Origin of the sequence: Pelagihabitans pacificus (assembly GCF_009371985.2) — a bacterium.
GTDB lineage: Bacteria > Bacteroidota > Bacteroidia > Flavobacteriales > Flavobacteriaceae > Pelagihabitans > Pelagihabitans pacificus.
Genome location: NZ_VIKU02000004.1, coordinates 99,393 through 118,444 on the forward strand (window position 1 = coordinate 99,393; position 19,052 = coordinate 118,444).

General features: G+C 44.8%; 17 protein-coding genes. 10 read left to right on the forward strand and 7 right to left on the reverse strand.

The annotated features are described in order from the left end of the window. Positions 1-29: 29 nt before the first annotated feature. From FK220_RS13570 to FK220_RS13605, 8 genes are all read left to right on the forward strand, one after another. Positions 30-704 (forward strand): SCO family protein, encoded by a 675-nt coding sequence (locus FK220_RS13570; protein WP_152574888.1) that lies wholly within the window; start codon positions 30-32, stop codon positions 702-704. Between the two features lie 122 nt (positions 705-826). Then, positions 827-1,072 (forward strand): FeoA family protein, encoded by a 246-nt coding sequence (locus FK220_RS13575; RefSeq protein WP_152574889.1) that lies wholly within the window; start codon positions 827-829, stop codon positions 1,070-1,072. Continuing rightward, the gene (gene feoB, locus FK220_RS13580; protein ID WP_152574890.1) at positions 1,069-3,312 is read left to right on the forward strand and encodes a ferrous iron transport protein B; all 2,244 of its coding nucleotides are present in this window, start codon (positions 1,069-1,071) and stop codon (positions 3,310-3,312) included. Before FK220_RS13575 ends, feoB begins: the two co-directional genes overlap by 4 nt. 351 nt (positions 3,313-3,663) lie before the next feature. Beyond that, positions 3,664-5,187 (forward strand): carboxypeptidase-like regulatory domain-containing protein, encoded by a 1,524-nt coding sequence (locus tag FK220_RS13585; protein WP_152574891.1) that lies wholly within the window; start codon positions 3,664-3,666, stop codon positions 5,185-5,187. Positions 5,188-5,410: 223 nt separating this feature from the next. Then, a complete protein-coding gene (locus tag FK220_RS13590) occupies positions 5,411-5,908 on the forward strand; it encodes an RNA polymerase sigma factor (protein ID WP_152574892.1) in 498 nt (165 codons plus the stop codon). After that, positions 5,905-6,705: a zf-HC2 domain-containing protein gene (locus FK220_RS13595; RefSeq protein ID WP_152575208.1), complete on the forward strand. Its 801-nt coding sequence runs from the start codon at positions 5,905-5,907 to the stop codon at positions 6,703-6,705. The genes FK220_RS13590 and FK220_RS13595 overlap by 4 nt, the downstream gene beginning before the upstream one ends. 19 nt (positions 6,706-6,724) lie before the next feature. After that, positions 6,725-7,477 (forward strand): DUF4097 family beta strand repeat-containing protein, encoded by a 753-nt coding sequence (locus FK220_RS13600; RefSeq protein WP_152574893.1) that lies wholly within the window; start codon positions 6,725-6,727, stop codon positions 7,475-7,477. Between the two features lie 42 nt (positions 7,478-7,519). After that, complete coding sequence (locus FK220_RS13605) at positions 7,520-8,230, forward strand: DUF4097 family beta strand repeat-containing protein (RefSeq protein WP_152574894.1); 711 nt, start codon at positions 7,520-7,522, stop codon at positions 8,228-8,230. A gap of 58 nt (positions 8,231-8,288) precedes the next feature. Here FK220_RS13605 and FK220_RS13610 read toward each other — a convergent pair whose 3' ends face one another. The 7 genes from FK220_RS13610 to FK220_RS13640 all read right to left on the reverse strand — a co-directional run bounded on the left by FK220_RS13610 (position 8,289) and on the right by FK220_RS13640 (position 13,977). Further along, complete coding sequence (locus tag FK220_RS13610) at positions 8,289-8,675, reverse strand: DUF423 domain-containing protein (RefSeq protein ID WP_152574895.1); 387 nt, start codon at positions 8,673-8,675, stop codon at positions 8,289-8,291. A gap of 157 nt (positions 8,676-8,832) precedes the next feature. Next, positions 8,833-9,582, reverse strand: a complete 750-nt coding sequence (locus tag FK220_RS13615) for an SDR family oxidoreductase (RefSeq protein WP_152574896.1) — start codon at positions 9,580-9,582, stop codon at positions 8,833-8,835. 102 nt (positions 9,583-9,684) lie between these two features. Further along, positions 9,685-10,266 carry a TetR/AcrR family transcriptional regulator gene (locus tag FK220_RS13620; RefSeq protein ID WP_152574897.1) on the reverse strand — a complete coding sequence of 194 codons (582 nt, stop codon included), beginning with the start codon at positions 10,264-10,266 and terminating at the stop codon, positions 9,685-9,687. 258 nt (positions 10,267-10,524) lie between these two features. After that, entirely contained in the window at positions 10,525-10,893 is a 369-nt protein-coding gene (locus tag FK220_RS13625) for a nuclear transport factor 2 family protein (protein WP_152574898.1), read from the reverse strand. A gap of 89 nt (positions 10,894-10,982) precedes the next feature. After that, positions 10,983-11,393 (reverse strand): DUF2141 domain-containing protein, encoded by a 411-nt coding sequence (locus FK220_RS13630; RefSeq protein ID WP_152574899.1) that lies wholly within the window; start codon positions 11,391-11,393, stop codon positions 10,983-10,985. 45 nt (positions 11,394-11,438) lie between these two features. After that, positions 11,439-11,873 (reverse strand): hypothetical protein, encoded by a 435-nt coding sequence (locus tag FK220_RS13635; RefSeq protein ID WP_152574900.1) that lies wholly within the window; start codon positions 11,871-11,873, stop codon positions 11,439-11,441. Between the two features lie 52 nt (positions 11,874-11,925). After that, positions 11,926-13,977: a S9 family peptidase gene (locus FK220_RS13640; protein WP_152574901.1), complete on the reverse strand. Its 2,052-nt coding sequence runs from the start codon at positions 13,975-13,977 to the stop codon at positions 11,926-11,928. Between the two features lie 254 nt (positions 13,978-14,231). Between FK220_RS13640 and FK220_RS13645 the strand changes: the two genes are divergently transcribed. Both FK220_RS13645 and FK220_RS13650 read left to right on the forward strand, forming a co-directional pair. Continuing rightward, positions 14,232-14,630, forward strand: a complete 399-nt coding sequence (locus tag FK220_RS13645) for a hypothetical protein (protein ID WP_152574902.1) — start codon at positions 14,232-14,234, stop codon at positions 14,628-14,630. 69 nt (positions 14,631-14,699) lie between these two features. Beyond that, positions 14,700-19,037 (forward strand): CusA/CzcA family heavy metal efflux RND transporter, encoded by a 4,338-nt coding sequence (locus FK220_RS13650; RefSeq protein WP_152574903.1) that lies wholly within the window; start codon positions 14,700-14,702, stop codon positions 19,035-19,037. Positions 19,038-19,052: the final 15 nt, after the last annotated feature.

Here is a 19,052-nt window from a genome sequence, read left to right on the forward strand (position 1 = left end):
AGGCATAACGTATCTTTGCCAAAAAGAGTATGCTGACGTTCTTCGGCAAGTATAAATTTTTCGGAATCGTACTTTTGGTACTATCATCGGTAATCATTTATCTTTTCTATAATGCGTTGCAGCCACCAAAAAAGCTTCCGGTGTACCAGCCCAGTATGGTCAACCCGGAACTGGTGGATAGTACGTTGCAATACAAACGCAAGTACCATACCATTGCCGACTTTTCGCTGATCAATCAAAATGGGGAAACGGTTACCCAAGATGATTATAAAGACAAGATTTACATCGCCGACTTTTTCTTTACCACCTGCCCAACGATCTGCCCGATCATGACCAAGAATATGGCCGATATTCAGGATCGGATCGAGAACGAAACCGAGGTGTTGTTGCTTTCCCATTCGGTAACCCCAGAGATCGATTCAGTGGGGCAACTAAAGAAATACGCCCGGGAAAAAGGCGTGAACGATGCGAAATGGAATTTGGTCACTGGGGATAAAAAACAGATTTACGAACTGGCGCGTAAATCGTATTTGGCCGTTAAGACCGATGGCGACGGAGGACCCTTCGACATGATCCATACCGAGAACTTTATTCTGGTCGACAAAGAACGACAGGTGCGGGGATTTTATGATGGGACCAATAAAGAGGAAATAGAACGCTTGATGCGTGATTTAAAGGTGTTGCAGGAATCTTACACGAAATAAAGGGGCCTTCCGCAGCTCAATCCAATCCGTTTACTTCGAAATTTTCTTTTTTGTTGTTTTAGCAAACATTTCGGGTTTTTTCTTTTACATTTGCCCTTACTTATAATCAATCTAAATAAGAATTGGAGATTACGGTCGCTCAGCTAAAACGTGGACAGAAAGGAATCATCAAAGAGTTTGCCGATGACATCCTTCCCATCAAGTTGTTGGAACTGGGCTGCCTGCCGGGGAACCAGGTAGAATTGGTACAGGTAGCGCCCTTGAAAGACCCGATCTACATTAACGTCAACGGCTCCCACATCGCGATAAGGCGATCGATGGCAGCCTTGATCCAATTGGAGATTATCGAAGAAGACACGGTGCGATGAGCAAACAGATCAATGTAGCGCTTATCGGCAATCCCAACACCGGAAAGACCTCAGTTTTCAACCAACTCACGGGACTCAAACAAAAGGTGGGTAATTATCCCGGGATTACCGTTGAAAAAAAGGAAGGTGTCTGCAAGCTTCCACGGGGTGTCAAGGCCCATATCTTAGATCTTCCCGGTACCTACAGTTTGAATACGACCTCTTTGGATGAGAGTGTCGCGGTAGAATTGCTGTTGAACAAAAACGATAAGGACCACCCCGATGTGGCGGTGGTTATCAGTGATGTGGAGAATTTAAAGCGCAATCTCCTGCTTTTTACCCAAATCAAAGACCTCAGGATTCCGGCTATTTTGGTGATCAATATGGCCGATAGAATGACCCGTACGGGGATATCATTGGATATTCCGCTTTTAGAGGAAAAGCTCGATACCAAGATTGCCCTAGTCAGCACCCGAAAAGGCACCGGTATCGACCGGTTGAAAGAGTTGATATCCGAATATAAGACACTCTCCAGAAATCCCAATGTCGACACTACGGTCATCGAACCCAGCTATTTCGAACGGCTCAAGGAAACCTTTCCCAATCAAGATCTCTACAAGTTGTGGTTGGTGATTACCCAGGATGTCAACTTCATGCCGATTGAAAAAATGCTGATCAAGGACTCTTCTTCCTTTACCACCAAATCCAAGTCGGAGCTGAAGCGATTGCAGCAAAAGGAGACCATTCTGCGCTATCAGTTTATCAACGGAATTCTAAAGGAGACCTACAAAATTGACATTGCTGCAGCCAAAGGATTTCGAGCCAGTCTCGATAAGATACTCACGCACAAGATATTTGGGTATCTTATTTTTTTTGTGATCCTGCTTTCTATTTTCCAGGCTATTTACGATTGGAGCGGGTATCCGCAAGCCATCATCGAAACGTTTTTTGCCTCGGCCAGTGAATGGGTGAAGAATACCCTACCCCCTGGCGTATTTACAAACTTAATAGCGGAAGGCGTCTTGTCGGGTATCGGTGGCATTGTGGTATTTGTGCCCCAAATCGCCTTTTTGTTCTTGTTTATTTCCCTATTGGAGGAAACGGGATATATGAGCCGGGTGGTATTCCTTATGGACAAATTAATGCGTCCCTTTGGCCTCAGTGGTAAGAGTGTCGTACCCCTTATTTCGGGAACGGCCTGCGCTATTCCTGCCGTTATGGCGACCCGTACCATCGAAAACTGGAAAGAACGTCTGATTACCATTTTAGTGACCCCGTTCACTACTTGCTCGGCCCGTTTGCCAGTGTATTTGATTATTATCGCTCTGGTCATCCCGAAAGGGCGATTTTTGGGCCTCAACTATCAAGGCCTCACCTTGATGCTGCTCTATCTTATTGGCTTTGGTGCCGCTATTTTGGCAGCTATGGTGTTGAACAGGATTCTGAAAATAAAGAGTCGCTCGTTCTTTGTGGTCGAGATGCCCAATTATAAGTTGCCCCTTTTTAAAAACGTCGTGTTTACGGTCTGGGAAAAGACCAAGAGTTTTGTGGTCGGGGCCGGAAAGATAATCCTGGCGATTGCTATCATTCTTTGGTTCCTAGGTTCCAACGGGATTTCCGATAATTTCAAGAATGCCGAGGAAATCGTGGAAAAGCGTATTGCGTCGGAAGGGCTGTCGGATTTTAATCGGTCCAACATCGAGTCCGGTCTAGTTGCCTACAACGAAGCCTTGCGCGACAGTGTTCAAAATGAAGTGTACCGGATTGATGCCGCTGCCATTGCAGACTCGTTGCAACAGCGAAAAGAAGCGCTGTTTGAGACGGCAAAGAACCAGGAGATATCCAGCTTTAAATTGGAGAACTCTTATATGGGGTATATGGGCAAAGCCATTGAACCCATTGTAAAGCCTTTGGGGTACGATTGGAAGATAGGAATTGCGGTACTGACTTCTTTTGCCGCCCGGGAAGTATTCGTAGGCACCTTGGCGACCATCTATAGTGTGGGTAGCGATGAGGAAAATACGGATACCATTACCCAGCGAATGGCGGCCGAAGTGGACCCGACCACCAAAAAGCCGATATTTAACCTTGCCTCGGGAATATCCCTGTTGCTTTTCTACGCCTTTGCCATGCAATGCATGAGTACCCTGGCAGTAGTAAAAAGGGAGACCAATTCTTGGAAATGGCCCACGGCGCAACTGGTTTTTATGAGCACTTTTGCGTATCTTGTAGCATTGATTGCCTATCAAGTATTAAAATAATAAAATGGGTATGCTGCAACCTATATTGGTATACATTACACTTGCGATAGCAGTGGGCTTTATCGTCAGGAAATTCTTTTTGCCCAAATCACTGTTCGTTTCGAAAGGTGCCCACAAGCGTAAAGAAAAGGGTTGTGGACAGGATGATTGTGGGTGCCACTGATTTCAAGGAACTATCGGTGCCGTCTTGAGTGCGTTGTCACAATTCTTCCCAAGACACGTCTTCCTCGTTATAGTTCGTTTTTCGATTCGTTAAAAAAAGGATAAATCCGTATTAAGGAAATCAAAAAGGGGTCGGTAAGTTAAAAGGGTATTCCTTCTTTTGTTTTCACGATAGATATAATGCCAACGATGACCATAAAACACCTATCCCTCTTGGCGCTGATCCTGGGCTTCCAGGGCTATGCGCAACAGCTTAGCTCGGTAGTACTGGATTCGGCTACCAAAAAGCCGATTCCCTATGTGACCGTTCGCCTGAACAACAAAGGGATGATTACCAACGAAGAAGGACGTTTTACATTTCGCTTGGATGGTTCCATCAAAGAAACCGATTCCTTATTTCTTTCCTGTATCGGTTATGCATCCCTGGGAAAACCCATTAACGAATTCACTGAGAACGTTATTTATCTGCCCGCGAAAGCTATTGAGCTTAACCCGGTCATCGTTACCAATAAAAAGTATACCCCTAAGGAGATTATCGAGGAGGTTGAAAAAAATCTCGTCAAGAATTACCATCAAGGGTACTCCAAAAAGCGGTTGTTTTTACGACAAACATTCCGGAACAACATCATAAAGACAGATTACACCCTGAAAAAATCAACCATCGATGCCTTTAACAAAAAGTTCTTGGACAGTGTCATCAGAACGGTACCCAAAAGCAGTACGTTCTATACCGAAATCCTCGGAGATCTGTACGGTGCAAGTGATAGTGAGGAGCAAAAACTGGACCTGATCAAGGCTTCGGAGCTGTACGATAAGAGCAGGGAGTTGGATTATGACAAATTGGAAGAGAAATTCAACAAGATCATCAAGGCAAACGTGAAGACCGATTCCTATTTTAAAATAAAATCCGGAATCTTCGGCACAAAGATCGATTCGCTCGAATTGGGCATCACGGAAGTGGATTCTACCGATGCCGTTGCCCTTCAAAAAGAATTGGAGAAAAAAAAGAAGAACGAGGAAAATAGGAAGAAATTCTTTTCAAAATACCAGCGGGAGACCTTGGGCAACCTATATGGCAACCTGCCTATTTTTGAGGACACCGATTACAATGTACTTTTTAAACCGGGAAGGTACGACTTGATACTGGAGAATTTCACGTATGTAGGGGATGATGCCGTCTACGTTATCGGTTTCAAGCCCAAAAGGTCCGAGGAATTTCAGGGTAGAATTTTTGTGAATTCCGATGATTTTGCCGTTATCCGAATGGATTTTGAGAATGTTGAGCCCCTGCGTAAGTTCAAATTATTGGGGGTTTCCCTTAATGAATACTTGGCTAGGGGAAGCATTATTTTTTCCAAAGGGGATAATGAAAAGTACCACCTACGTTATTACAATATAGAGAAAGGCAACCGTATAGGTTTTAAAAGACCTGTAAAGATTATCGAGAAGAACAAGAATGTAAAAGGGCGCCGAAAGCAAAACGAGCTGTCGCTCAAGGTTGACGCCGCTTTTGGAAGCACCAATCGATACGAGCTGGTGGTTTTTGATCTTGACCCTATTAATTCGGGCACGTATGAGGCGTTTAAGGAGAATAATAACTTACTGCCTACCTACATGCCAAATTATGACCCTACTTTCTGGGCGGGCTACGATATCATCGAGCCGAACAAGGCCATCAAGGAATTTACGTCACAAGTCGAATTGGGCGACTAAGACCAAGGTCTTGGGATCATCAACAGACCATTGATTGCCAATCAAGGAGCGCGGTGGGCATTTTAAACCGATGCTCAAAGATAGCCCCAAGGGTTCGATTCCCTTATAGGGGTCCACTTTCCAAATTTTTTCGCTTCCTGCTGTAACCTTTTGTAATTTCCAGACTATATACCAATGAACACCAACTAGGAAACCGTTGAAAGAGCCTTCGAACGAATTAGTGATGCAGCAAGTTGCAAATGGCAATCTTGATATGCTAAAGGTGCTATTTGAACGCCATCATGTGCATGTATACAACTTTCTGTATAAGATGTCGAGGGACAGGATGTTGAGCGAAGACCTAACGCAGGATGTTTTTTACAAGTTGATGAGGTACCGCAAATCGTATAATAACGGCAACTTTGTCTCCTGGATGTTTACAATTGCTAGAAATAGTTTGAATACCCATTTCAGACGGAACAAGGAAAACAATGAGAATATCGATACCGTTGAATTTCGTTTGGCGAATATGCCCGAGGAGAAAGAAGAGGCGTATTCACATTTGCACATGGCACTGGAAAAGTTGGAAGCTTCCGATAGGGAACTAGTGATCATGAACCGCTTTCAAGGGATTCGATACGCAGAGCTTGCGCACATCGTAGGAAGTACCGAAGGCGCCGTAAAAACAAAGGTGAACAGGGCCTTAAAAAAATTAAAAACGATTTATTTTGAAAATGTATGATGACCGAAAAGAAACATATCACCGATTTGCTCCCCGATTACCTGGACCAAACCTTGGATAACGAACAAAAACAACAGGTGGAAGCCCACTTGCGGGAATGTTCGGCCTGTGCCTCCGAGTTGGAAGAGTTCAAGCTTCTTTTCGAAGCAATGGCCAAGGAGGAAACTCTAGTGCCGACAGAGCGGGTGCGCAGCACTTTTCTGGAACACTTGGAGCAGGAGAAACGTCAAGAACGTGAAACAGTCGCCTTATCCCCGAAAGACGAGGCCACCAGGTTCCCATGGGCAAACATATTGAAGGTAGCGGCCAGCATCGTTCTATTGGTAGGGGCTTTCATGTTCGGAAAGTATCAGCAAGAAACGGAATCCGAGATTGAGATTGTGGCGCTAAAGACCGAAGGCCTCGAGGCCAAGCAGACCGCTATGCTGTCGCTGATGGAGAACCAATCGGCCAGCAAACGAATCCAAGGAGTCGGTTATATCAACGGATTCACCGATCCCGATGATGCCATTGTAGAAGCCTTGGTGGATCGCATGCATCACGATGAAAATGCAAATGTTCGCTTGGCCGCATTGGAGGCATTATCCGAATTTACCAAGTCCGAAATTGTAAAGGAGGCGTTTATAAAAGCGTTGTCGACCGAGAAAAACCCAAGTATACAGATAGCATTGATTCAAAACTTGGTAAAAGTCCAGGAAAAGAAGGCAGCAGGCGCCCTTAAGGAATTATTGGAACAGGAAGGGACCCAACCGTTTGTCAAAGCGGAAATAAAACAAGTATTACCAGAAATCATATAACGATCAAAAAACGAAAATCATGAAAAAAATCCTTGTATCCATTGCGATAGTAGTCGCTTCCCAAAACCTTTCGGCACAATCGGATTTCAGCAAACCGCTGAACGGAGTCGAATGGGTAAAAATCGAAACCAAATCCGAAATTACATTAAAGACCCATGACAAAGAGGAACTTTTGATTAAGGTGTCCCAAAGCGAACCGATTCCGGAGAGGGCAAAAGGACTCAAATTGGTCGGCGCGGGCGGTACCGATAATACCGACATAGGTTTCAACGTAGTACAGGCGGGTAACAACATGATCGTCACAAACCTGATGAAGTCAAAGGGAGCGGAGATTTATCTGCCAAAATCCCAAAACGTATCGGTCACCAATACGTGGGATGGGGATATCCGTATCGAAGGCTTTACCGGGGAAGTAGAGGCAAATGCGAATTTGAATGGCGGCCTTATTTTGGAGAATGTATCAGGTCCCATAACCGCCTATTCCTTAAATCAGGGAATCAAGGTGGTGTTTGACAAAATTATGCAGGACTCGCCAATTATCATCACCACCACCAACGGAGAAATCGATGTGACCTTGCCCGGGAATACCTCGGCCAATATGGAGTTAAGCTCTTGGAACGGGGATATTTATACGAATTTTGACCTGAGCAGGCCCGAGAAAGATGGACTGAAGTCCATTTCCGGGAGAAAGGTGAAAGGACAACTGAACAACGGCGGCGTGGCCATCAGGCTAAAGTCGACCAATGGAAATATTTATCTGAGAAAACAGTAGGGAATAACTAAAACAATTTAGTAAAAGAAAAAACGAACAGTCATGAGAATTAGTATTACACTATTCCTAGGCCTCATCAGCCTAGCACTTTCAGCACAAAAAATAATTGAAAAGAACATTGATTATACCAATCAGTATATTGAACTCGATGTAAAGTTTGCCTCCGATATCAAGGTCAAGACCTGGGAAAGGAACCAAGTGTATCTCAAGGCGGATATTTACACCGAAGACCCTGAATTTCAAGAACTATATCAGTTGATTTTTGACGTAAACCCGACAAAAATGCGAATTACCTCCAAAGCAGAGCCGGTTTTTGAGGCCTATCGCAAAGACTGTCTCGCCAAAAACCCATCCAAGAAACGAAACTGTTACAATACAGGCGATTTGACCGAATTCAACTATGCCCTCTACGTTCCAAAAAATGCGCGTTTTAAAGTGAGCAGTATCAACGGGGATTTAACATCAGAGATCATTGAAGGCGAATTTACCGCTGACCTGATCAACGGTGATATCGAAATCGCCAAGTATTCGGGTACCTTGGACCTTTCGACCATTAACGGGGAGATCGATCTACGAATGGTGAATACGAGCCTTACTGCGGAAACCATTCACGGGAACATATATGCGGATGAAAAACTGACGTTCAAATTCTCAAACCGGCATATAGGACAAAAAATTGCGGGGAGCACGGAAAACGCCACAAGTAGCTTGCGCTTGAATACCATTAACGGGAACATGTATTTGAGACTGTGACGCGAGGGGAGTGTGGTATACATAGGTAAAGCATAGTGTTCGGAGGAATAGTCCAAAACTATATGAATTCCTCGATAAAATAGTAGAGCAACAGAGCCCAACCTAATGCGAGAAAAAGCCCTCCCAAGGGTGTAACGGGACCCATTATTCGAAGTTTTTTCCCTTTTGAGGCACTGAAAGTCAATGCGTAGATGCTAAAGGAAAACAAAAAAGTACCGAGTACAAAACAGTAGATCATACTGCGCTCCAAGGTGGTTTCCAGGTTGAGGTTAAAACTTAACACCAGCAGTAAAATGGCATGGTACATCTGATACTTGACCCCGGTCTCGAAACTTTTGAGTTGCTCGGAGGAAAAAGATTTTTTCAGGGCATGGGCACCAAATGCCCCAAAGATGATGGCCAACAAGCCATATAATGCTCCTACGAACTGCGCTAAAAGAACCATGGAAAACTGTTTGGCCCAAAGATACCTATTGCATGGGGAATGGGTACAACCTCAGTGCTATTTTCAATCTATAGGACGATTTGACTAAAAAGGGATCAAAAGGAAAAACCCACCAGATGCTTCACATTTAGTGGGTTTTTCATATGTTCGGCAAAAGCTATACCTGTACCATTCCGCCATCTACCTGTATTTCATGACCTGTGATAAAACTGGCGTCTTCGCTAGCTAAAAATAATACGGTTTTTGCAATCTCCGAAGGTTCCCCAAAACGATTCATTGGTACTTGCGACAGGATGGCCCCCGCCATTTGCTCTTGCTGCTCTTGGGGAACCCCGGCTTCATTGAAAAAATTGGTCCCGATGGGTCCGGGGCTCACGGCATTCACACGAATATTCCGTTCCTTTAATTCGTTGGCGAAACTTTTGTTCAGGTACTGAACGGCACTTTTGGCCGCCCCGTAAACACTGGCTCCGGGCATGGCGATATCGGTTACGACACTGGTATTGAAAATAATGGAACCTCCATCCGCAAGTATCGGAGCCAGTTGTTGAACCGTGAAATATCCACCCTTGACCAAGGCGTTGAATTGACTGTCGAATGCTTCTTCGCTGGTTTCTGCCAGGGAATTGAATTTACCAAAGCCCGCATTGACGAAAAGAATATCAATGGCGTCGACATGCTTTTCCACTTCTTCGCGAAGTTTCCACAAATCGGAGGTTTTCCCGGCGTCGCTTACGATTCCCTTGGCGTTGGCCCCCAGCTTGGACAAAGTGCTGTCGATATTTTCTTGTTTGCGACTGGTGATGATTACATGGGCTCCCCTTTTAACAAATTCTTCGGCGGTGGCAAGGCCGATGCCACTTGTTCCTCCGGTAATTACTACTGTTTTTCCACTAAAATTGCTCATTTTACACTGATTTTACTTCCCCTGAAACGGGGAGATTATACATATTACTTATTTGATAAAACTGCTTTTATGAAACGAACGTTTCAAAAATTGATAAAAAAATTACTTCAACAAATCGATTGTCTGCTCGATAATACCTTTAAGAACAGTCCTATCCTTTACCAATATCCCGGTCATTCGAAACCCTTGAAAGGTATTGAACACATAGTATGCATACGTTCTACAATCGAGTCTTTTATTGATGATGCCCTGTTCTTGACCACTCTTTATCAAATTCTGAAAAAGCTGTAAGGACTGTTCCTGTGTGTTCAGGAGCCACTGTCGTATATTCTTGTCCTGATTGCCCATTTCCGCTTTACAGTTCATCGAGTAACAGCCCTTGCTTTTTTCATCGGAGATAATCTCCGGTAGGAAACTCTCAAAAATTAAACGAATTGCCTCTAGGGGGTTTTTAGCCTTGACCAATGCTTTTTGGAACATTCCACCGGTTTCTTTCTGATAATGTTTCAAGGTGTCTTGATACAGTTCCAGCTTGGAACCAAAGGAATTGTAGAGGCTAGAGCGGTTCAATCCGGTTGCATCGACCAAATCCTGCATGGAAGTGCCATTATAGCCCTTCTCCCAAAAAACGTTCATGGCATTCTTGAGCACCGATTCCCTATCAAATTCCTCTATTCTTGGCATTTATCAAAAAATATAGTACAAATATAATGAAACAATCGTTTCAGAAAAGGATTTAACACTAGTTTGGCACAAATTACATTGAAACGAAAACAAAGAGGGTGTCTAAAAAATCCATTTGGTCTTGTTGTTAGGTTGAGCATGTCGAAACCGATTTTTGATTATCAAAACCTTCTATATTTCGACAGGCTCAATATGACATTCAGGCTTGCTTTTTAGACACCCTCTATTTTAATTTTATCCTTTTTACAAACTAGGGTATTACCCCTGTTCGTCATAGAAGAATTGCTCTTTCACAATTTTACCTTCCTTTACCTCATAGACCGCTATTTCCGATGTGGTCGAACGTTGTCCCGACGGTTTGTGGGTAGTGTCCATCTCGAATTTTACTGAAAACCAATTATCTGCCACAATCGGTTCGGAAACACTTGTATTATGTACTTCAAAATTTTCTTGCCACCATTCCCCTTTCTTTTGAATACCTTCAAAGCCTTCCACATAAGCACCCTCTCCTTTTCCGTCGTTTTCGATACTTACGATTTTGGGGCTATAGAGTTCCTGATAGGGCGATTCAAAATCTCCCTTTTTGCACCATGCTACCAGTTTGCTCGCAATTTCCTTTGTTTCCATGATTTTTGTTTTATCGATTAGTATTTCAAAATACAACATAATGATATGCCGTACAACGAATTAACAAAATCTTGAAATTTAATGGATACTTACTTGATTGTAACAAGAATCTCTTGATCTGTATCAAGCCGAAAGGCGCATTCCTCGAAATCGGGAGGGCCGAACGTCTTGAGTTTACCTTTTGAAAAACCCAGCGGTTCCTTGGGAATGCCGAGGAGGTTGGTGTCCAACTCTTCATTGGCATTCTCATCATGGTACACTGCTATGGCATAAGTGCCTTTGGGCAAATTCTCAATAACGGCAGTGGTGGTTCCTTCTTGTGCTTTTTGGAACAAGCCTTTATATATTTTATCGGCCTTGAGGAAGCCTTCCGCATCTGTATAGAGGCCGATACTGATATTCCCTTCTGAAGACTTTACCCCTTTGACAGATACTGTAAGCGTATTTTGGGAGCAAACAAGTACCGGGAATAGTACCAATAAAAAAATCGATTTAGCCATAGCGAACTCGTTATTAGAATTTTTAGAACAAAAACCTGACTACTGTTATTTGGGTTCTTCCATTGCGATTTTACTTTGTAACAGTTGAAACAGGGCCTCGGTGTCGGTCGAGTCTTTCATGTTTACATAAAGTTGTAAAGAGTCTTTGTAGACCAACCTAATTTTCTGCGACGAGAAATTATCCACGTATACGTATACCTTCTCATCGGTAAGGGAATCCTTGAACTCCCTATAAATGCCTTTTCCCTTATCAAAGGCCGAAAACCCCGTTAGCCGTTCCATCGGTGGTATTTTCTCAACCCATTGCACGCTGTCAATATCGGAAAACTGCAGCTCTTTATAATAAAATCCGGACAGTAGCTGCATTTTATCCGGTTTGATTTTGGTCCAGTTCTTCGAGTGGGCCAGAAATGCCAACAGGCATACGATAACGGTAAGCACAATGAGAAGGTTCCAAAGCCAAAGCCGTTTTTTCTTCATAATCGCTGTTTCGTCTTTATTGCTAGCATTTCGTCCGTCGGTGACCACTTGGTTACTCCTCTTGCTCAAGTGATGCCCCACCGTATTTTTCGAGCCAGGCCAAGGTATGGGCGATTTTTGTGATCAAATTACTGGGCCTGTTGGCTATACCATGGCTTGCTCCCGGAATCTCGACCAGTACCGTGGGAATCTTCCGCAACTTGAGCGCATGATACAATTGTTTGGCCTCGCTGGGAGGGGTGCGTAAATCGTTCATGCCTACCATCACCATGGTCGGTGTTTCTATAGTACCAACGAGCGAAAGCGGGGAAAATTTCCAATAACCCTCAAAATTTTCCCAGGGTTGGCCGGGATAACGGCTATTGGCATAGCCAAAATAGTTGTCGGCCACCAAGGTTTTACTGATCCAATTCATGACGGGCTTGGCGACCACGGCCGCTTCGAAGCGGTTGTTCTTGCCGATTATCCAGGCCGACATGATGCCCCCGGCACTTCCACCCGTGACGAAGAGTTGATCTTCATGGGCCCAACCCTTTTCAATACAATGATCCACCCCATCCATCACATCGTTATAGTCTTCCCCGGGGTAGTTGTTGTACAACTGGTTGCCAAACTCCTCCCCGTAACTGGTACTGCCTCGGGCATTTGGATAGAAAACGATATATCCAGCGGCGGCATACAGCTGCATCTCGGCAGAAAATCGGTCTCCATAGTTCAAGATGGGTCCGCCGTGGTTTTCTACCAAAAAAGGATATTTTTTATTGGCATCGTAGTGCGGTGGAAAGACCACCCACCCTTGAATATCACGTTGGTCAACGCTCGATTTGTACCATACCTCGGTCACCTCTCCCAACTGTCTAAAATCCAACAAAGCCCGGTTGAGTGTGGTTATTTTGGATGCTTTTTTGGTCTTGCTATTGACCACGGCCAATTCGGACGGGTATTCCGGCCTCGTTTGGGTGAAGGCGATGGTACCATTATTGGAAACACTGAAAGAGCCGCCTGCGTAGGGTCTCCCGATGGAAGTACCTCCCATATTATCCGCTAATTTCCTGACCTTCCCGTTAAGCGGGATGTGCGCGATTTTGCTATTTCCCTTATCGTCGTACGAAAAGAAAAGGCCTTCACTTTTGGCATCCCATACCAAGTTTGAAACACTTCGGTCCAAATCGCTGGAAAGTACTCTTTTGTTGCTTCCGTCGGCATTCATGATATGAAGTTTTCGAACTTGATACGCCTGTACCTTATCTTCAAAACCGATATAGGCGATATATCGGCCATTGGGCGATACGATCGGGTTCCGGTCAGGTCCGTTTCGATCGGTCAGCGACTCGATTTCTCCCGTACGCACGTCGACCGAATAGATTTCACTATTTCTGAAATCATACTCCCAATCCGGTGTTCTGTTCCCGGAAAAATAGAGTTTACGACCATCACTGGACCAGGATAAAGTTCCTCTGTGATGATAGTCTCCCGAAGTAAGCTGTCGAGGGGCACCCCCTAGTGCCGGAATCGTAAAAATATGATTGAACCCCGGCTTTATATACCCTCGCCCATCGGCCTCATGATAGACCCGGTCTGTAATCCTAGGGGCATCGGCCCATTTGGCACCTTTAGGCTTTTTGGGCATTTTGGCCAATACCGGAGCCGCCTTTTCGACATTCATCGAAAAGGCAAGTTGACTCCCATCGGGAGACCAGGTAATGGAACTGGGACTAAAAGGCAGTTGCGTGATTTTTGCGATGCTTCCTGAACCTATCCAGTACATATAGATTTCGGAACCTTCGTCCGTATTGCTTAAAAACGCTAGGCGGTCACCGGTCGGGGACCATCTAGGACTTGATTCGGAAACCTCCCTGGAAGTCAGCTTTCGATGTTGCGAACCATCGGACCGTATCATCCAGAGATTGCCCACGGTGACGTCTTTCATCACGTCAAATACCATTCTGCGATAGACCACCCAATCACCGTTTGGAGAAATTTGGGGATCCGATACATATTCCAGATCAAAGACATCGAGATAGGAAAAATGGGATTTTTGGGAGATAGCGGCCGAGGTGAGTATTCCAAATAGGAAAACTAGAAGATAGTTTTTACAATGCATGCCACGTTGATTTAGAAGTTAAACTTACGCATTAGCCTTGGTTTTGACAAGGTGTTGCCTGAGAAGTAATAACGAGGTCTTTTGGAGTCAAGTGCAATCAGTGAAAACAGTATGATGAAACGGCGTTTCCTTTCTTGGTTTCTTCAACGCAATCTTCCGGGAATACCCAATTCTTACAAATGGGCCTGTTGGATGTTTTTCTTTATCTACTAGGGTTTGCCCTGAAAAAAGGCTATCTTTATGATAGTCGTCGTATGATAAAATTTGTTAGCATAGTAGTTTCCACGCTCATCCTCTTTCAAAGCTTCAATATCCATTGGAAAGATATTGTCGAATTGGACGAGTTAATCGAGCATGCCCAATTTCACGCCGAGGAATATGGGGACAATTTCGTTGTCTTTATCTCCAAACACTATGGTGAACTCGAGGCAGAACACAGCCAAAAACATCAAGAGGAGAAGAAGGATCATGAGCAACTGCCCTTTCAACACCAGTGCCAAACAGCTTCGCTTTCCGCTTTTGTGTTGAATCAGCCAACGGAGTATTCCGCCGCTCTTGAAATCAAGTCCGACGAAGATTCCAACTATTTTTATCAAGCTTCTTACCGTTTCTTGGCCCAAGAGGGCCTTTTTCAACCGCCCCAGCAGGCGTAATCCAGGTTGTCGTACTATTTTTTTGTCAAACTAGTCTTGATTGGTTTGATGTATTTTCATTTATGGATTATGCTTTCACACATTATCAATTTCAGTATACGTAACAAGTTCATTATACTCTTGTTTACCATTTTTGTGATGGGTTTCGGGATATATTCGTTGACCCAGATTCCAATTGGTGCCGTACCGGACGTAACCAACAATCAGGTACAGGTAATCACCACTTCACGGAACCTGTCGACCCAAGACATGGAGCAGTTCATCACCTATCCCGTGGAGCTCGAAATGGCCAACCTTCCAGGTGTGATCGAAATCCGTTCGGTCACAAAGTTTGGATTATCGGTGGTTACCATCGTATTTGAGGATGACTTGGGCACGTATCTACCGAGGCAATTGATAGCCGAAAAAATTAAATCGGCCTCGGAGAAAATCCCGGAGGGTTTCGGAACACCGACCATGGGTCCGGTTACTACCGGCTTGGGCGAAATCTATCAATATATTTTGGATGTGAAGCCTGGTTATGAAGACCGCTACGATGCCATGGAGCTGCGGACGATACAGGATTGGATTGTTAAAAGGCAACTGTCGGGAATTCCAGGTGTGGTGGAAGTCAATACGTGGGGAGGGTACTTAAAACAATATGAAGTTGCCATCAAGACGGAAAAACTCAATGCCATGGACATCACGGCAAAAGAGGTTTTTAATGCCTTGGAAAACAACAACAGTGTCGCCGGTAGTGGTTATATTGAAAAAATAAACCAAGCATATTTTATTCGGGGGGAGGGTCTGGTCGAAGACTTGGAAGATATTAGGAACATCGTCATCACAACGAAAGAGGGTATTCCAATCTATATAAAGGATGTGGCAAAGGTAGGCTACGGCAGCGCCACACGTTTTGGGGCGATTACCGGGAACGGAGAAGGTGAAAAGGTTTTAGGACAGGTGATGATGCTCAAGAATGCCAACTCCAAACAGGTCATCGATGCGGTCAACGAACGGGTAGCGGAAATTTCGCAGTCGTTGCCCGAAGGGGTCTATATCAATGCTTTTTTGAATCGTAGCGAGCTCATTGCAAAAACGACCTTTACCGTTACGGAGAACCTTGTTTTGGGTTGCTTGATAGTCATTTTCGTAGTGGTCTTGTTATTGGGAAATTTCAGGTCCGGACTTATAGTGGCCTCGGTGATTCCCCTATGTTTGCTGTTTGCGCTTTCGATGATGTACGTTTTTGGGGTAGATGCAAATTTGATGAGCCTGGGGGCCATTGACTTCGGTATTATCATAGACGGGGCCGTAATCATCGTAGAATTTGTTGCCTTTCAGATTTCGTTCAAAAGTTCAGAATTTAAAGAATTGGGGAAATCGGAATTACAGCATGAAAAAGATATCATAACGTTCAACAGCGCTTCCAAGATGATGAATTCCGCTATTTTTGGACAGCTGATTATCCTGATCGTATTTATCCCTATTCTTTCCTTGAGCGGGGTCGAGGGCAAGATGTTCAAACCCATGGCACTTACCTTTAGCTTTGCATTGATCGGGGCGATGATCTTTTGCCTTACATACGTGCCCGTGGTGGCCTCCTTGATACTGCGGGCATCACAACCCTCGGACAAGAACATATCCGTACGATTAATGCGGTGGCTACATACCCGATACGAACCGACTATCGATTGGGCGCTACGGCATAAAAAAATGGTTTTGGGCTTGGCGACCCTACTGTTGCTGTTCACCGTTTTTCTGTTTTCCAGAATGGGCGGGGAGTTTGTTCCCACCTTGGACGAAGGCGATTTTGTAGTACAGCCCGTACTAAAGACCGGAACTTCGCTAGGAAAGACCATTGAAACGACCACCCAGATCGAAAAAATCCTATTGGATAGCTTTCCGGAGGTCAAACAAGTCGTAACCCGTATCGGTGCTGCGGAGGTGCCTACCGACCCCATGTCAATGGAAGAAAGTGATGTCATCATCGTACTTAAGCCCAAAAACGAATGGGTTTCGGCCAAGAGCAAGGATGAACTGGCCGGCAAGTTTAAGGAAGCCTTGGCGATTATCCCCGGTATGGAGGTGGAGTTTACCCAACCCATCGAAATGCGATTTAACGAACTCATTACGGGCGTTCGTGCCGATATCGCGATCAAGATTTTCGGGGAAGACCTCGATGTTTTAAGCAAAAAAGGAAATGAAATCAAAAATCTTATTAAAGAGGTAGATGGGGCAGCGGATATTACGGTGGAGAAAATTGTGGGACTTCCACAAATGAATGTCCGATACGACCGGGCGAAGATAGCCCGATTCGGGCACAATATCCAAGACCTTAATGACATGGTCTCGATGGGATTTGCCGGGCGAACCGTCGGCAGTGTTTTCGAGGGGGAAAAACGATTTGATTTGGTCGTGCGTTTGGATGCTAGCAACCGAAAAGACATCGACAACCTCAAAAACCTCTACGTTGACACGCCCGCCGGTGAAAAGATACCGTTAAGCGAACTGGCCAGCATCACCTATCAAAAGGGTGCGGCGAAGATTTCACGGGATGATACCCGTCGAAGAATAGTCGTGGGCATCAATGTACGCAACCGGGACCTGCAATCGGTAGTGGACGATGTACAACAATTGATCAACGAAAACATTCAACTTCCTGTGGGCTATAGCATTACCTACGGAGGGCAGTTCGAAAACCTGCAAAGTGCACAATCACGCTTGTTGGTCGCAGTTCCTATTGCCCTACTCCTGATTTTTATTTTGCTCTTCTTCGCATTTAAATCCGTTAAGGAAGCCTTGCTTGTTTACTCTGCCATTCCATTGGCCGCAGTAGGTGGGGTTTTATTATTGTGGATACGCGATATGCCCTTTAGTATTTCTGCGGGTGTTGGTTTTATCGCACTTTTTGGGATTGCTGTACTGAACGGTATTGTTTTGATAGAACATTTTAAGGAACTTAAAAAACAACAGTTCGAAGACATGGAAACACTGATCAAAAAAGGTACCCAAGATCGTTTGCGTGCCGTACTGCTGACCGCCTCCGCGGCGGCCCTGGGATTTCTGCCAATGGCCATTTCGACCAGCGCGGGCGCCGAAGTGCAACGGCCGCTGGCAACCGTGGTCATTGGAGGACTCATTACGGCGACCCTGTTGACTTTGGTGGTACTACCGGTGCTGTACGCCCTGTTTGAAACGCATAGAAAAGAGGGTTGGAAGCCTTCCCCCGGAAAAGTAATTATACTCTTGGCATTGGTGGCACTCGGTTTTTCGTCCTCGGGAAATGCGCAGGAACAACCATTGAATCTTGATGGGTTGATGTCCTATGCATTGGAGAACAATGCCGGTCTAAAGGCGGCGAAGCTCAACGTGAACCGATCTGATGCGCTGATCGGGAATGCCTTTGATTTTGATAAGACACAACTGTATTACGAGTATGATCAGAATAATCTGACCATCGGCAATCTGCCGCTGAATGTTTTGGGGGTGCAACAGGACTTTTTATTTCCTACGGTATATTTTTCAAAAAGAAAAGTGGGCAAGGCGAATCATGCGCTTGCTTCCAGTGGCTATGACATCCAGGAGAAAGCGTTACGGCGGGAGGTGAGCGCCGCCTACCATCATTATTTATATACTAGGGAGAAAGAAGCTATTTATCAACGGCTCGATAGTCTGTACCAAAATTTTGCCTATCGGGCGCAGCGGCGTTTTGAATTGGGTGAAACGAACTATTTGGAGAAAATTACGGCATCGTCCAAACAAAGACAACTACAGATTGCTTTCGAGCAGTCACGGCAAGATGTCGTTATTGCCTACAACCAACTTCGGACGAAAACTCAGATACCGGACGGTACAAGGATCAAACAGGTGCCTTTGGGCAAAATCCCGCTAGACGTCATAAATATCGCCGAAACCGTGGAAATGGCCTACTATCTGAACACCATAGACTTGGCGAATGCCGAACGAAAATACGAGACCCAACAACTGCTCCCCGATATTAGCTTCAACTATTTCCAAGGAACCAATAGCGCAGTGGACGGGAACCTATACGGCTATCAGGCCGGACTCAAAATCCCGTTACTATTTGGTGGGAATGGCGCGCGTATCAAGGCGGCAAGGATTGCCGAACAAATTGCTATCGAACAATCAAAGGAGTATGAACTTCGATTGAATGCCCGGTATGCGGAACTTCAGGTACGCTATGAGAAACACGCTAAAACGCTTGAATACTACGAGGAAGAAGGTATGACCTTATCGGAGGAAATTCTGAAAACAGCCAATGGTAGCTTTCAAAACGGGGAAATCGACTTTTTCCAATACATACAGAGCTTGGAGAACTCCTACGAAATACAGCTTGATCGGCTCGACAATTTGAATCGATACAACCAAACAGTCATACAGTTGAACTATTTAACCCTGGAATAACATATTCCAAGGGTT